General features: G+C 66.2%; 12 protein-coding genes. 9 read left to right on the top strand and 3 right to left on the bottom strand.

Translation table 11 applies throughout. The features are described from left to right. Nucleotides 1–60: 60 nt before the first annotated feature. Nucleotides 61–702: a bifunctional 4-hydroxy-2-oxoglutarate aldolase/2-dehydro-3-deoxy-phosphogluconate aldolase gene (locus ACWUI7_RS06225; RefSeq protein ID WP_496641351.1), complete on the bottom strand. Its 642-nt coding sequence runs from the start codon at nucleotides 700–702 to the stop codon at nucleotides 61–63. Between the two features lie 174 nt (nucleotides 703–876). On the opposite strand from ACWUI7_RS06225, the gene ACWUI7_RS06220 reads away from it, so the two are divergent. The 5 genes from ACWUI7_RS06220 to rpsJ all read left to right on the top strand — a co-directional run bounded on the left by ACWUI7_RS06220 (nucleotide 877) and on the right by rpsJ (nucleotide 6,620). Next, the gene (locus ACWUI7_RS06220; RefSeq protein ID WP_496641350.1) at nucleotides 877–3,066 is read left to right on the top strand and encodes an elongation factor EF-2; all 2,190 of its coding nucleotides are present in this window, start codon (nucleotides 877–879) and stop codon (nucleotides 3,064–3,066) included. A gap of 190 nt (nucleotides 3,067–3,256) precedes the next feature. Further along, complete coding sequence (locus ACWUI7_RS06215; protein ID WP_496641349.1) at nucleotides 3,257–3,847, top strand: amino acid-binding protein; 591 nt, start codon at nucleotides 3,257–3,259, stop codon at nucleotides 3,845–3,847. Then, the gene (locus tag ACWUI7_RS06210; protein WP_496641348.1) at nucleotides 3,844–4,824 is read left to right on the top strand and encodes a homoserine dehydrogenase; all 981 of its coding nucleotides are present in this window, start codon (nucleotides 3,844–3,846) and stop codon (nucleotides 4,822–4,824) included. The genes ACWUI7_RS06215 and ACWUI7_RS06210 overlap by 4 nt, the downstream gene beginning before the upstream one ends. Nucleotides 4,825–5,042: 218 nt before the next feature. Continuing rightward, entirely contained in the window at nucleotides 5,043–6,308 is a 1,266-nt protein-coding gene (gene tuf, locus ACWUI7_RS06205) for a translation elongation factor EF-1 subunit alpha (RefSeq protein ID WP_496641347.1), read from the top strand. 3 nt (nucleotides 6,309–6,311) lie between these two features. Beyond that, entirely contained in the window at nucleotides 6,312–6,620 is a 309-nt protein-coding gene (rpsJ, locus tag ACWUI7_RS06200) for a 30S ribosomal protein S10 (RefSeq protein ID WP_496641346.1), read from the top strand. A 40-nt stretch (nucleotides 6,621–6,660) separates the two neighbouring features. Here rpsJ and ACWUI7_RS06195 read toward each other — a convergent pair whose 3' ends face one another. Next, complete coding sequence (locus tag ACWUI7_RS06195) at nucleotides 6,661–7,215, bottom strand: rhomboid family intramembrane serine protease (protein WP_496641345.1); 555 nt, start codon at nucleotides 7,213–7,215, stop codon at nucleotides 6,661–6,663. A gap of 205 nt (nucleotides 7,216–7,420) precedes the next feature. Between ACWUI7_RS06195 and ACWUI7_RS06190 the strand changes: the two genes are divergently transcribed. Genes ACWUI7_RS06190 through ACWUI7_RS06175 form a run of 4 tightly spaced genes read left to right on the top strand, consistent with a single transcriptional unit; the run spans nucleotide 7,421 to nucleotide 13,146 of the window. Then, nucleotides 7,421–8,518 (top strand): lysylphosphatidylglycerol synthase transmembrane domain-containing protein, encoded by a 1,098-nt coding sequence (locus ACWUI7_RS06190; protein ID WP_496641344.1) that lies wholly within the window; start codon nucleotides 7,421–7,423, stop codon nucleotides 8,516–8,518. 24 nt (nucleotides 8,519–8,542) lie between these two features. After that, nucleotides 8,543–9,775, top strand: coding sequence for an alpha-1 4-glucan-protein synthase (locus ACWUI7_RS06185; RefSeq protein WP_496641343.1), 1,233 nt, complete (start codon nucleotides 8,543–8,545; stop codon nucleotides 9,773–9,775). 38 nt (nucleotides 9,776–9,813) lie between these two features. Next, nucleotides 9,814–10,944 (top strand): extracellular solute-binding protein, encoded by a 1,131-nt coding sequence (locus ACWUI7_RS06180; protein ID WP_496641342.1) that lies wholly within the window; start codon nucleotides 9,814–9,816, stop codon nucleotides 10,942–10,944. A gap of 60 nt (nucleotides 10,945–11,004) precedes the next feature. Next, complete coding sequence (locus tag ACWUI7_RS06175) at nucleotides 11,005–13,146, top strand: ArnT family glycosyltransferase (RefSeq protein WP_496641341.1); 2,142 nt, start codon at nucleotides 11,005–11,007, stop codon at nucleotides 13,144–13,146. A gap of 30 nt (nucleotides 13,147–13,176) precedes the next feature. Here the strand turns inward: ACWUI7_RS06175 and ACWUI7_RS06170 are convergent, their stop codons facing one another. After that, on the bottom strand, nucleotides 13,177–14,046 hold the full coding sequence (locus ACWUI7_RS06170) for a dolichyl-phosphate hexose transferase (protein WP_496641340.1): 870 nt from the start codon (nucleotides 14,044–14,046) through the stop codon (nucleotides 13,177–13,179). Nucleotides 14,047–14,077 lie beyond the last annotated feature (31 nt).

Raw genomic sequence — 14,077 nt, 5'->3', positions numbered from 1 at the left:
CCCAGACACCAGTTAGCCACACCCTCCCCAGCCGATTCGCTCGTCGCCCCGGCGACTCGCTCATCCCTCGCTGCGAGCATCCTCTACGACCCGCGTGAACTCCCGTGCGGTCTCAGTGATGACCTCGTAGTCGCCGCGGGCGGCCGCCTCGTAATCGACGAGTGCGCCTCCGGCCCCGACCGCGAACGCACCGGCCTCGACGTAGTCGCCGGCGTTGTCAGGGCCAACGCCACCGGTCGGCATCATCGGGATTTGGCCGAGGGGGCCCTTCATCGCCGCGAGGTGGTCTGGTCCGACCGTCTTCGCGGGGAACACCTTCACGAAGTCGGCACCCGCCTCGTAGCCGCGGATCGCTTCGGTCGGCGTCATGACGCCGGGCGCACACACGACGCCGTATCGGTTACACGTCTCGATGACGTCTTCGTGGAGACTCGGCGAGACGACGAAGGCGGCACCAGCGGCGATCGTCGACTGGGCGGTCTCGGCGTCCAGCACCGTGCCCGTGCCGACGACGAGGTCGTCGAACGTGCCGGTGAGCGTCTCGATCAGGTCGGTGACGGCCGGCGTGTCGGCCGTGATTTCGACGACGTCGACGCCACCCGCCTGGAGCGCCTCGGCGATCGCGACGAGCTGGTCGGCGTCAACCCCGCGTAAGACGGCGACGACCCCGCCGTCGGCGATCTGCGAGAGCGTCTCGTTCATGTCTCGGCTGTCGCCGAGCGGTTACTTAAAGCCGGGTGCCGGCCGGGGGATGTGTAGACGACTCCGTATGAGACGGTGCCACAGGGGATCCGGCCGGATCGGCGGGCCCACGCCGCCTCACGGCCGAGACGAAACACTACCCTTTTGACCCTGCTGTCGGTACAAACCGGTATAATGGGCCGACGCAAAAAGATCGTACAAGAGTGTGAGCGGCTGATGGACAACCCGGAGTACATCCGGAACATCGCCATCGCCGCCCACGTCGATCACGGCAAGACGACCCTCTCAGACAACCTGCTCGCCGGTGCAGGGATGATCTCACAGGACACCGCGGGTGAACAGCTTGCGATGGACACCAAAGAGGACGAACAGGAGCGCGGTATCACCATCGACGCGGCAAATGTGTCGATGACTCATGAGTACGAGGAAACGAACCACCTCATTAACCTCATCGACACGCCCGGCCACGTCGACTTCGGCGGAGACGTCACCCGCGCGATGCGGGCGGTCGACGGGGCACTTGTGGTCGTCGACGCAGTTGAGGGCGCGATGCCCCAGACCGAGACAGTGCTCCGCCAAGCGCTCCGTGAGGGCGTAAAGCCGACGCTGTTCATTAACAAGGTCGACCGGCTCATCTCCGAGCTGCAGGAGGGTCCCCAGGAGATGCAAGAACGGCTCCTCGCCGTCATCGCCGACGTCAACGAGCTCATCCGCGGGATGGCCGAGAACATGGACGACATCCCGAACGACTGGAGTGTCTCCGTTGAGGACGGCACCGTCGGATTCGGCTCCGCGCTGTACAAGTGGGGCGTCTCGCTCCCCTCGATGCAGCGAACCGGAATGGACTTTGGCGACATCATCGATCTTGAGCAGGCCGACAAGCGCGACGAGCTCCACGACCGGACTCCACTCTCGGACGTCGTGCTTGACATGGTGTGTAAACACTTCCCCAACCCGATTGACGCTCAGCCCCGCCGGGTGCCGCGTATCTGGCGCGGGGACGCAGACTCCGAGCTCGCCGAGGGGATGCAGCTGGTCAACGAGGACGGCGACGTCGTCTTCATGGTGACCGACATCTCGATGGATCCGCACGCCGGCGAGATCGCCACGGGTCGTGTCTTCTCGGGGACGCTCGAGAAGGGCCAGGAGCTGTACGTCTCTGGCACCGCAGGCAAGAACCGGATCCAGAGCGTCGGGCTGTTCATGGGGTCCGAGCGGGAAGAAGTTGAGCGTGTCCCGGCTGGGAACATCGCCTCTGTCACGGGACTACGCGACGCTATCGCCGGCTCGACGGTGTCGTCGATCGAGATGACGCCGTTCGAGTCGATAGAGCACATCTCTGAGCCGGTCATCACGAAGTCCGTCGAGGCACAGAACATGGACGACCTGCCGAAGCTCATCGAGACGCTCCAGCAGGTCGCCAAAGAGGACCCGACCATCCAGATCGAGATCAACGAGGACACTGGTGAGCACCTCATCAGCGGTCAGGGTGAGCTCCACCTCGAGGTCATCACCCAGCGAATCCGCGACAACCAGGGTATCCCGGTCATCACCGGCGAGCCGATCGTGGTCTACCGCGAGCAGCCACAGGAGGCCTCCCGCGAGGTCGAGGGTGTCTCGCCGAACCGCCACAACAAGTTCTACCTTACCGTCGAGCCGATGAACCAGGAGATCGTCGACGCCATCCAGCTCGGTGAGGTCTCGATGGACATGCCCGAACTCGAGCGCCGCGAAGCGCTGCAGGATGCCGGCATGGACAAAGACACCTCCCAGAACGTCGAGGATATCCACCGGACGAACATTCTCATCGACGACACAAAGGGTATTCAGCACCTCAATGAGACGATGGAGCTCGTTCTGGAAGGGCTTCAGGAGGCGCTCGACGACGGGCCGCTGGCCGCCGAGCCGGTCCAGGGTTCGTTGTTCCGTCTCCACGACGCGAAGCTGCACGAGGACACGATTCACCGCGGGCCCGCGCAGGTCATCCCTGCGGTCCGCGACGCGGTCCACCGGTCGCTCATCGACGGCGAGGTCCGCCTGCTCGAGCCGATCCAGGACGTCCGCATCGACGTGCCCTCCGAACACATGGGTGCCGCCTCTGGTGAGATCCAGGGCCGCCGCGGCCGCGTCGACGACATGTATCAAGAAGGTGACCTCATGGTCGTCGAAGGAATCGCTCCGGTCGAAGAGATGATCGGATTTTCATCGGACATCCGCTCGGCGACCGAAGGGCGTGCCTCCTGGAACACGGAGAACGCCGGCTTCCGGGTGCTCGTCGACAACCTCCAGCGCGAACAGATCATGGAGATCCGTGAGCGGAAAGGGATGAAGCTCGAACTGCCGTCGTCGATCGACTACATCTGAGGCCACGGGAGCCGTTGGCCCACTCGATTTTTCGGTCTATCGCCGAAGGCTTATATCTGCCCCGGCGACTCGGTACGCGTATGCAGACGGGCACGACTCTCGCTCGGCGCATCGGCACGGAACTACCCAGTCACTCCGTGTCTGATACACCAATGCGCCGGGTGGTCGCCGCCGGCGCTGAGGTGATCGCGTGAGCGACCGTCGTGACGGCGCCCCCGCGGAGCCGACCGACGACACCGATCCTGCGGTTGACGGCGGCCACGAGCCGGGATCGTCGACACACACGGTTCGACTCGAGCTCGACGACGAGCCAGGCCAGCTCCTCGCGGCACTTCAGCCGATCGCAACAAACGGCGGCAATCTGCTCTCGATTTACCACGAGCGCGGAAACAAGACGCCGCGCGGGCGAATCCCTGTGGAGGTCGATTTCGAGGCGACACCCGACCACTTCGACGCCATCGTCGATGCGTTCCACGACGAGGGCGTCACCGTGATCCAGGCGGGAACCGAGCGGTACGCCGAGGAGCTCACACTGCTTGTGTACGGACACCTCATCGACACCGACCTCTCGGACACGCTCTCGCAGATCGAGGCGTCGGCGTCGACGTCGGTGGCCGACGTGTCGCTTGCGGCACCCCGAGGGACCGAAGACGCCTCTAGCGCGCGGCTTCGACTTGAGGCACGCGCCGGTGAGACGGCGACAGCGCTCGACGCGGTTCGAGACATCGCCGCGGAGAAGGGACTCCGTGTTGTTGCGCCGCTCGTGGGGGTGGAGGCGTGAGACTCGCCGTCATCGGGGCGGGTGCGGTGGGCCGGTCGGTCGTCGAGCTGGCGGGCGAGCACGGTCACGACGTCGTCGCTGTCGCCGACTCCTCAACTGCGATCGTCGCGGACGGAGCCGACTCGGGTGGAGTTGACGCCGAAGCAGTCGTAACCCGAAAAGCAGAGGCAGGCATCGTCGGCGACGACGATCCGGCTGACGCGCTCGCGGCCGACTACGACGCCCTCATCGAGGCGACACCGACGACACTCGGTGACGCAGAGCCTGGATTCTCACACGCGCGCACCGCATTAGAGCGGGATCGACACGTCGTGTTGGCGAACAAAGGGCCGGTCGCAGAGCGGTATGGTGATCTCCAGGCGCTCGTCGCCGAGAGCGACGGTGACATCCGGTTCGAGGCGACCGTCGGCGGGGCGATCCCGGCGGTGTCCACCGTTGAGGATATCGAGCCAAGCCACGTCACGGCGGTCCGAGGAGTGCTCAACGGGACCGCAAACTTCATCCTCACCCGGATGGCGGCCGAGGGGCTCGACTACGACCACGTGCTCGCGGAGGCTCAAGACCTCGGTGTCGCGGAAGCAGATCCCTCCTTCGATGTTGAGGGCACTGATGCCGCACTGAAGTGCGTAATCCTCGCGAACGTGCTCTCGTTCGGTGGGGCTGACGAGCCAGCCGACGCCCGAGAGTTCACGCTTGCAGATGCATCGGTTGAGGGGATACGTGACGTACCGGGCTCCGCGCTCCGGCTCGCGGCCGAGGACGGGCGGACTGTCCGTCTCATCGGGGAGGCGACCGGCGAGACCGTGCGGGTTGCCCCCCGGCTCGTCCCAGAGAATGGGACGCTCGCGGTCTCGGGCACTCAGAACATTGTGCAGATCGAGACCACCCACGCGGGGCGGCTCAACATCTCTGGGCGCGGCGCCGGCGGTCCAGAGACGGCAAGCGCAATCCTTGGTGACGTCGGTCGTCTCAGCTGAGGTGGCGCCGTTCGGACGGTCACACGGTCCCAGGTTGCCGTCGTTGTACGGCGTGTCTGGGACCGACGTGACGTGCGAACCCGTGCGACGTGATCTCGTGGGTCAGTGTGACGAAGATCACGGGACGGCGGCGCCATCGCCTGTGCGGCGTATCGAAACCGTTTTAGTGGAATCTACCGAAAATGTACTCACAGAGCGCCTTAGCGCGTGATTACCCCATGAGTGACAAACCGCACCAGAATCTGGCCATTATCGGCCACGTCGACCACGGCAAGAGTACGCTCGTGGGTCGACTCCTCTTCGAAACGGGGAGCGTCCCCGAGCACGTAATTGAGCAGCACCGAGAAGAAGCAGAAGAGAAGGGCAAAGGCGGCTTCGAGTTCGCCTATGTGATGGACAACCTCGCCGAAGAGCGCGAGCGTGGTGTCACGATCGATATCGCCCACCAGGAGTTCGACACGGACAACTACTACTTCACCATCGTCGACTGCCCGGGCCACCGTGACTTCGTGAAGAACATGATCACGGGCGCCTCCCAGGCCGACAACGCGGTGCTTGTCGTCGCCGCAGACGACGGCGTCGCCCCCCAGACCCGCGAGCACGTCTTCCTGGCTCGTACCCTGGGTATCAACGAGCTCATCATCGGCGTCAACAAGATGGACCTCGTCGACTACGAGGAGTCTGCCTACGACGACGTCGTCGAAGAGGTCAAAAACCTCCTCAAGCAGGTCCGGTTCGCGACCGACGACACCACGTTTGTGCCGATCTCGGCGTTCGAAGGCGACAACATCGCCGAGGAGTCCGAGAACACTTCGTGGTACGACGGACCGACCCTGCTTGACTCGCTCAACGACCTGCCGGAGTCCGAGCCGCCGACGGACGCGCCGCTCCGACTCCCAATCCAGGACGTCTACACCATCTCCGGTATCGGAACCGTCCCCGTCGGACGCGTTGAGACGGGTATGCTCCGGACCGGTGACAACGTCTCGTTCCAGCCCTCCGATGTGGGCGGCGAGGTGAAGACGGTTGAGATGCACCACGAGGAGGTCCCAGAGGCCGGCCCCGGTGACAACGTCGGGTTCAATGTCCGTGGCCTCGGCAAAGACGACATCCGCCGTGGCGACGTCTGTGGCCCGGCCGACGACCCGCCGAGCGTCGCAGAGACGTTCCAGGCCCAGATCGTCGTCATGCAGCACCCCAGCGTGATCACCGCCGGGTACACCCCGGTGTTCCACGCGCACACGGCACAGGTCGCGTGTACGATCGAGTCGATCGACCAGAAGATCGACCCGGCCTCCGGAGAGGTCGCCGAAGAGAACCCGGACTTCATCAAGTCCGGCGATGCCGCGGTCGTCACCGTTCGCCCGCAGAAGCCACTCAGCATCGAGCCGTCCGGTGACATTCCGGAGCTCGGCAGCTTCGCCATCCGCGACATGGGTCAGACCATCGCGGCCGGGAAAGTGCTCTCCGTCGACGAGCGATAATCGATGCAGCAGGCACGCGTCCGCCTCGCCGGTACCAGCCCCGAGGACCTCGACGACATCTGCGACGACGTCCGCGAGATCGCTGACTCGACCGGCGTCGCGCTGGCGGGTCCGATCCCGCTGCCGACGAAGACGCTCGAGATCCCATCGCGTAAGTCTCCGGACGGTGAGGGGACGGCGACGTGGGAGCACTGGGAAATGCGCGTTCACAAGCGGCTGATCGACATCGATGCGGACGAGCGCGCGCTCCGACAGCTCATGCGCGTCCAGGTGCCGAACGACGTCAGCATCGAGATCGTTCTCGAAGACTAAGCGCTGAGGCGCATTCGCGCCACGCTCTCGTTTTCGTCCGTCACCGTACGTCGAGCACCCGCGCTCGCCCTGCGAGCAGCCCACACAATGCACCCGTCGCGTGTGCGACGAGCGCCACGCCGGGCGCTGCCGTGAGGAGCGCTCCGAGCACTGCGACACCGATGAAGAGTCCCAACTGCGTCCGCGGTGAGAGCCGGCCCACAGCCGTGTCGGCGACCTTGTTACCGGTCAGGGCGTAGCCGCCGAGTGCAAACACCGCGCCACTCAGTCCGAGCACCGCCGCTCCAGGGCCGATCACGCCACTCACGACCACCTGTCCAACACCGGCGAGCCCGCCGCTCGCGACGACAAACGCGTGGAATCGTAGGCGGGTCGTCCGTCGCTCAACCAGTGGACCAACGAGTCCGAGCGCGAGAGCGTTTGCGAGCAGGTGACCGACGGAGGCGTGCGCGTACACGCTCGTCACGAGCGTCCACGGGGCGACGTCGAACGGCGCCGACAGCGCGAAGAGGCGGCCGAGACCGACGACGCCAGCTGCCGTCTGTGCGAGCCCGACCAGACAGGCGAGCCCGAGCGTCTCGAGTGTGGCACGCATGACTGCACAGACGTAACTCCTCCACTTAGCAGCACCGCGTCATCGACCCACGACTGAAGTCGTGGGCTTCCTCCTTGCATCTATGTGAGACGGTGTGCCCTCCGGATCGGTGGGCCGGTCGCGACCGCCACGCTTATATTATTTAGGCTGGCCTAAACTAACGAATGAGCCACGGGGCGGCAACCGAGACCGGGAGGCGCCGGCGATGAGCAGCTGGACGAGAGTCCGGGCGTCGGCCACGGACGGTCGGCTCGCCGTCGCGGGGACACTCGTGCTCCTCGTCGGTGGAGGCGCCGTCGCAGCCCGAACACTCGATGTCGGGCGTGCGGTCGACGCGGTCCTCCGCGCAGATCGGTGGCTGCTCGCGCTCGCGGTCTGCCTCTACGCGGCGTCGTGGCCGCTTCGCGGCCGTCGGTTCGGTGACGTGCTCGCCGCGATGGGTGAGCGACACGGCCTAAGGTACCTCACCGCACTCGTCTTCGTGAGCCAGACCGCGAACCTCGTGGTGCCCGCTCGGGCCGGGGACGGTCTCCGCGCGTACCTGCTTAAGCGCCACCGCGCGGTCAGATACGCAACCGGCGGCGCGGCGCTGGCCGTAGAGCGGGTCTTCGACCTGCTCGCGCTCGGGGTACTCGGCGGCATCGGTTTCGCGGTGCTCGTCGCTGGCGGCCGATCATCTCTGGTGGTCGGCGCCCACAGCACGCTCGTGGTTGCGGGTGGACTCGGTGTCGGGGCCGTACTGTTAGCAGGGGTAACGGTGGTGCTCGCCCAGGCGGACCGTCGGTACGCGCCCGCAATTCGTGCGTGGGTAACTCGAGTGGGCCTCTCGTCGACCACCGGTATCTCACGGATCGTTACGGGTGCGCTTCGGTTCGGGGAGGGAGTTCGTGACGTCGTGTCGCGTCCGCGCCGGGTCGTGGCCGTCGGCGGCTCGAGTCTCACGATCTGGGCACTCGATGTTGCGACCGCGGTGGCCGTGCTCGCCGCACTCGTCGGGGTGACCGGCAGTGGCCTCACGCCGGTGCTGCTTGCTGCAGCCGGCACGCTCGCGGTTAGCGCCGGCAACCTTGCGAAAGTCTTCCCGCTCTCACAGGGCGGTGTCGGACTCTACGAGGCGGTATTCGCGGGGATCATCGCGGCTGTGACGCCTATTCCGCTCGCGGTAGCGGTCGCTGCTGCGATCGTCGACCACGCGCTGAAAAACGCCGTCACCCTCGTCGGTGGCGGGGTTGCTGCGATGGGGCTTAACATCTCGCTCTCATCACCGCGTGAGGAACCGGTCGACCGATCGTCAAAGTTTTAGGCTGACCTAAAAAATAGTGTGACAATGGTCACCCAACTCGCCGACCCGACCGACCGAGACATCTGCGTGATCGTGCCGACGATCCGCGAGTACGACTGCGTTCGCGCGTACGTCGAGAACGCCCACGCTCACGACTTCGACGTCTCTCGGCTCCACTTTGTGCTCGTGACCGAGGACTTCTGTGAGACCGAGGCGATGACCGACATGCTGGTGGACCTCGACGTCGCCGGCGAGGTGTTCGATGGGACCCGCCGTGAGGCGTGGTACGACCGTCACGACGTCGCGGAGTACAGCGAGTTGATCCCGGCCGCTAGCCACGCTGAAACCAGCTTCGGGCTGTTGTACATGTGGGCGGACCCGACGTTCGAGTACGGCGTGTTCATCGACGACGACACGCTGCCACACGAGGACGCTGACTACTTCGGTCGACACCTACAAAACCTCGCGTTCGCTGGCGACGTCGAGCGCGTTCGATCTGATACCCAGTGGGTGAACGTACTCTACCAGCGCGCCGACGAACACGGCCTCTACCCGCGCGGATACCCCTATGCGGCGATGGACGAGACGGTCGAGACCGACACCGTCGCACTCAAGCGCGGGAGCGTCGTCGCCTCACAGGGGTTGTGGACGAACGTCCCCGACCTCGATGCTGTCCGGATCCTGATGGACGGCGACCTCGAGGGACAGGCGCAAACTCGGACGACGGCGGCCGACTTCGAGCGTGACTTTGTCGCCGCCCGCGGGCACTACCTCACGGTGTGTTCGATGAACCTCGCGTTCCGCCGCGAGGCCGTACCCGCGTTCTACCAGCTGCCGATGGACGACAACGAGTGGGAGGTGGGCCGGTTCGACGACATCTGGAGTGGAGTGTTCTTGAAACGCGCCTGTGACCTACTCGGCACCCAGATCTACTCCGGAGGCCCGCTTTGTGAACACAACAAGGCCCCGCGGTCAACGTTCGACGACCTCCACAACGAGGTCGCCGGCCTCGAGTTGAACGAACACCTCTGGGAGCTCGTTGACGACGTGGAGCCTGCAGACATCGACAGCGACATCGCGGGCCGCGCCGAGACGGGCGGTCACCCAGACGCCACCGACTACGCTGCGGTCTACGCGTCGATGGCCGACCGGCTCGCCGACGGCACGTTCGAGTCGTACCGAAACGGCGCGTTCTTGCGGTACATCGGTGAACACATGCGCGAGTGGCTCGACTGTCTCGACACGATTCGCCGGACGCCAGCGGCCGCGGACGACTGAACCGACACGACTAAGTTATTTTAGGCCACCCTAAAAATATGAGTCATCACGATACAGACGGACACGACGCTGCTCGACGACGGTTCCTCGCGGCCACGGGGGCGCTCGGCGTCGCCGGACTCGCCGGGTGTGCCGACGAGAGCGAAGACACCGACGAGGCGACGACGTCGTCGATCGGCCAGATCGGCTCGGGTCGGGCCGGCCGCGACGCCCCCGGCGGCACGTCGATCGCGGAGATGCCCGATCTCTCCGGAGAGCTCACGGTGTACTCCGGTCGCGGGGAGTTCCTCGTCGGCGAACTCGTCGAGTATATCGACGACCAGTACGACGACTTCTCGTTGACGGTTCGGTATGCCGGCTCGACCGACCTGGTTAATCAGATAGTCAACGAAGGCGACGGATCGCCCGCGGACGTATTCTACTCGGTCAACGCCGGAGCGCTCGGCGCGCTCGCCGACGCCGGGCGCGCGCGCTCGCTCCCATCGTCGCTCACCGACCTGGTTCGCGGCGAGTTCCACACCGACCAGTGGATCGGTACCTCCGGTCGCGCCCGGACGGTTCCATACAACACCGAAGCCCTCGACGAAAGCGACATCCCAACAGACGTGATGGCGTTCCCGACCGAGTTCGACGGCGACCTCGGCTGGGCGCCGTCGTACGGCTCCTGTCAGGCGTTCGTCACCGCCATGCGGCTCATCGAGGGCGAAGACGCCACCCGCGAGTGGGTCGGGTCGGTTGTCGACGGCGGGATCACCGCGTATGCAGACGAGTTCGCGGCGTGTCAGGCGGTCGCCGACGGCGAGATAGACGCGGCGTTTGCGAACCACTATTACATCCAGCGCGTCCTCGACGGTTCGCCCGACGCCTCGCTTGCGGCCGCGTTCACCCGCGGTGACGCCGGCACGATGTTCAACGTCGCTGGCGCAGCTGTCGTCGACACCGCGACCGACGCGACGCTCGCGGAGAACTTCGTGCGCCACCTGCTCTCGGCCGAGGCCCAGGACTACTTCGCGCGGACCACCTTCGAGTACCCGCTCATCCCGGACGTTGAGCCGATCGGCGACCTCCCCACTATCGACGAACTCGACGTCCCCGACGTCGACCTCGCCGCGCTCTCGGACCTCGAACCCACGATCGACCTCATGCGTGACGCCGGCGCCGAGGTGTAGCTGCGGCCACTACGCCCCGCCGTGTCACCCCCGCTCGACCGTCGTCGGATCAGCCGGGTCGTGAGCCGTGGCCGTACGCGACTCGCTGCGACCGATCGGGTCACGCTTGCGGCCGCGGCCGTCTCACTGCTCACCGCGACGACCACCTTCGTCGTCGCGTCTACGGTCTTTACACACCACTCCGTCAACCACGACGAGGCAGTGTACCTCACACAGGCCGCGATGCTGCTTTCGGGACGCCTAGAGCTCGTTGCCGGCGGGCTCGCCGAGGCGTTCCGCCCGTGGTTCTTCGTGCAGGACGGTGGCCGGCTCTACCCGAAGTACACCCCGGTGCCGGCGGCGATGTACACGGTCTCGATGGCGCTCTTTGGGGAACCACGCGTCACCCTCGCTGTCGTCGCGGGCGCCAACACGGCGCTCGTCTACGTGCTCGGCGGGCTTGTATTCGACCGGCGCGTCGGACTGGTGGCCGCGATCCTGTTTGCGGCCTCGCCGCTCGCGCTCGTGACGGGCGCGACGTTTCTCCCATACGCGCCGACGACGGCCCTGAACCTCACCTTCGCGGTCGCGTACCTCCGCGGCGTCCGCGATGGGTCACACAGCATGGCTGGGGTCGCTGGCGTCGCGATCGGACTCGCCTTCTTTGCGCGCCCGTACACCGCGGTGTTGTTTGCGACCCCGTTCATCCTCCACGCACTCGTTCGAGTCGGCTCGGTGCTTCGCGAACGCGGGATCCGTCCCCTTCCGGGTCCCATCCAGCGGCACGGTCTCACAGCGCTCTTCGGCATGCTTTTTGTTGGCGTGACGCTCGCGTACAACCTCCGGCTGACCGGCTCCCCGCTGACGTTTCCCTACCAGGTGTTTGCGCCGATGGACGGCCCGGGGTTCGGCGAGCGACGGATCCTCGGTCACCGCGAGACGTACACGCCGGCACTTGCGCTTCGCTCGAATGCCTACGGCGTGTGGTTTCTTTTCACCCGCTGGGTCGCCGCCGGGCCGCTCGGGACCTTCCTCGCGGTCGTCGGTGGCGGGCTGGCGGTCCGTCGGTGGGTCGATTATGGATTGCCGGCCGGCGACACAGAACGGATCGGCGGTCTCCTACTTGGGGGCGTTGCCGGCTCGGTCGTCGTCGGTAACGGGTTCTTCTGGGGTACCCACAACCTCCTTGCGACGCTTTCGGACCCGACTGACGGCCTCGTCGCCTCGCTCGGGCCGTTCTATCACTTTGACCTGCTCGTTCCGTTCGCCGTCTTCGGCGGGGCCGCCGTCGTCGCCGGCTGGGAGACACGCGACGTGGCTCGGCGGCGACTCAGCGCGGTGGTCTCGCCGCGGCGTGCTCGCGCCGTCGTCTCGCTAGGACTCGCGGTCGCGGTGCTCGTCGGGGTCGTCGCCGGGGCCGCGGTCGTCTCGACCCCTCTTGAGCGGAACGCGGCTCAGACGGCGAAGTACGAGGCGGCCTACGAGCCGTTCGCGTCGACCGACCTCTCGGACGCGCTCGTGTTCTTGCCGACCCCGTACGGCTCCTGGCAGCACCACCCGTTCCAGTCGCTGCGAAACGAGCCCGACCTCGCGGGCGAGGTGGTGTATGCGCTCGACCGGGGTCCGACGGGCGACTTCGCCGTGCTCGAGGCGTACCCGAACCGGACCGCGTACCGGTACACCTACCGTGGGGAGTGGGTCCCCGACCCGACCCGCCACGTCGAGCCGACACTCGAACCGATCACGGTCCCCACGGGTGATCGGCTCGACGCGACCACCACCGTCGGGGTGCCCGACCGCGTCGACCGCGCCCGCGTTCGGCTCGAAACTCCCGGTAACGACGCGACGAGTTACACAGTCTCGTCGCCGGGCGAGACCGTCACGGTCGACTGGGCGCTCTCTGGGGACGCAGCCCGGCTACTCGATGAGCCGAGCGAGCACGGGACGAGCGCTCCCCGATCCGGGGCCGTTCTCCTCGACGACACGGACCGAGTCGTGGTGACCGTGACGCTCGTCCAGCCGGACGGCTCCACGCTGACGTACAGACAGGAAGCGACGGTTCGGGCCGATGGCGATCGCATCTCGGTCGTCTGGCCGCCGGAACGGTCGGTGTGTCGGCTGGTCACCGACTGCGGGACCGACGGCACGTATCTGCCGGACGACCCCGATTCCCACCCCTCGTGGGTCGTCTTCGAGACGCAGGTCACCGCCGAAGACACCTGAACCGGGGTCTCGCGCGAATCGCCCGGCTGATCACCGGAGCCGCTCTTCGAGACAGACCGTCAGGATCGACGTCGCGATCGCGGCGCCGCCTTCGATCGGGTCGAGTTTTGTCTCACCGAGCCGCTCTGCGTACGCGATCGGCCGCTCGTGGACGTCGTAGCCGCGCATCAGCGGCCGGATGAGCAGCTCTGCGGAGAGGCCGGTGTTCTCCGTCCACCCGATCGACTCGACCACCTCGCGGCGGTACGCGCGCATTCCGGTGGTGGTGTCGTGGACGCGCTCGCCCATCAGTAGCGACGCGACCGCGGCGAACGCGTGGTTACCGAGGCGGTTGAACGCCGGCATCGTCTCCGCGCCGTGGTAGAGCCGGTCACCGCTGACGACGTCGGCGCCCGCGTTGATCGCCTTGAGGAACGCGGGGAGCGCCTCCATCGGGTAGGTGTCGTCGCAGTCGGTGGTGACGACCACCGGTCGGTCGGGCGTGAGGATCGCCTCGCGGACGGCGACGCCGTATCCCTGTGGCTCCTGCTCAACCACGCGTGCGCCGTGCTCGCGGGCTATCTCGGGGGTTCGGTCCGACGAGCCGTCGACACAGACGACCTCGGCGCGCCCGTCGGTGACCGCGTTGATGTCCGCGAGGACGGTCGCTATCGCCGCCTCCTCGTTGTACGTGCCCATCACGACGCTCACGTCGTCGAAGGTGTAGTCGCCGTCATCGGTCGGGGTCGTCTCGGGTGCCGTGTTTACGCCAGTTGTGTCCGCAGTCGTTATGTCGCCTGTCGCGTCTCTGGTCGTCGTGTCCGTGATCGACGAGTCCGTGGTCGCCGTGTCCGTGATCGACGAGTCTGTCGTCGGCGTCTCGTCGTCCGTCGTGCCGTCCGTGGCGGGTGCATCACTCATATCGCGGGAGTTGCGCCGCACCCACTTGAGC

This window comes from Halorubrum orientale (assembly GCF_059623105.1).
Note: the sequence above shows the minus strand (reverse complement) of the source record. Positions and strands in the feature narration are given on the sequence as shown.

Coding starts and splice junctions, on each gene's coding strand:
- ACWUI7_RS06190 (WP_496641344.1), top strand. CDS start 7,421: ATGAGCAGCTGGACGAGAGTCCGGGCGTCGGCCACGGACGGTCGGCTC.
- ACWUI7_RS06195 (WP_496641345.1), bottom strand. CDS start 7,215: ATGCGTGCCACACTCGAGACGCTCGGGCTCGCCTGTCTGGTCGGGCTC.
- rpsJ (WP_496641346.1), top strand. CDS start 6,312: ATGCAGCAGGCACGCGTCCGCCTCGCCGGTACCAGCCCCGAGGACCTC.
- ACWUI7_RS06220 (WP_496641350.1), top strand. CDS start 877: ATGGGCCGACGCAAAAAGATCGTACAAGAGTGTGAGCGGCTGATGGAC.
- tuf (WP_496641347.1), top strand. CDS start 5,043: ATGAGTGACAAACCGCACCAGAATCTGGCCATTATCGGCCACGTCGAC.
- ACWUI7_RS06225 (WP_496641351.1), bottom strand. CDS start 702: ATGAACGAGACGCTCTCGCAGATCGCCGACGGCGGGGTCGTCGCCGTC.
- ACWUI7_RS06185 (WP_496641343.1), top strand. CDS start 8,543: ATGGTCACCCAACTCGCCGACCCGACCGACCGAGACATCTGCGTGATC.
- ACWUI7_RS06180 (WP_496641342.1), top strand. CDS start 9,814: ATGAGTCATCACGATACAGACGGACACGACGCTGCTCGACGACGGTTC.
- ACWUI7_RS06170 (WP_496641340.1), bottom strand. CDS start 14,046: ATGAGTGATGCACCCGCCACGGACGGCACGACGGACGACGAGACGCCG.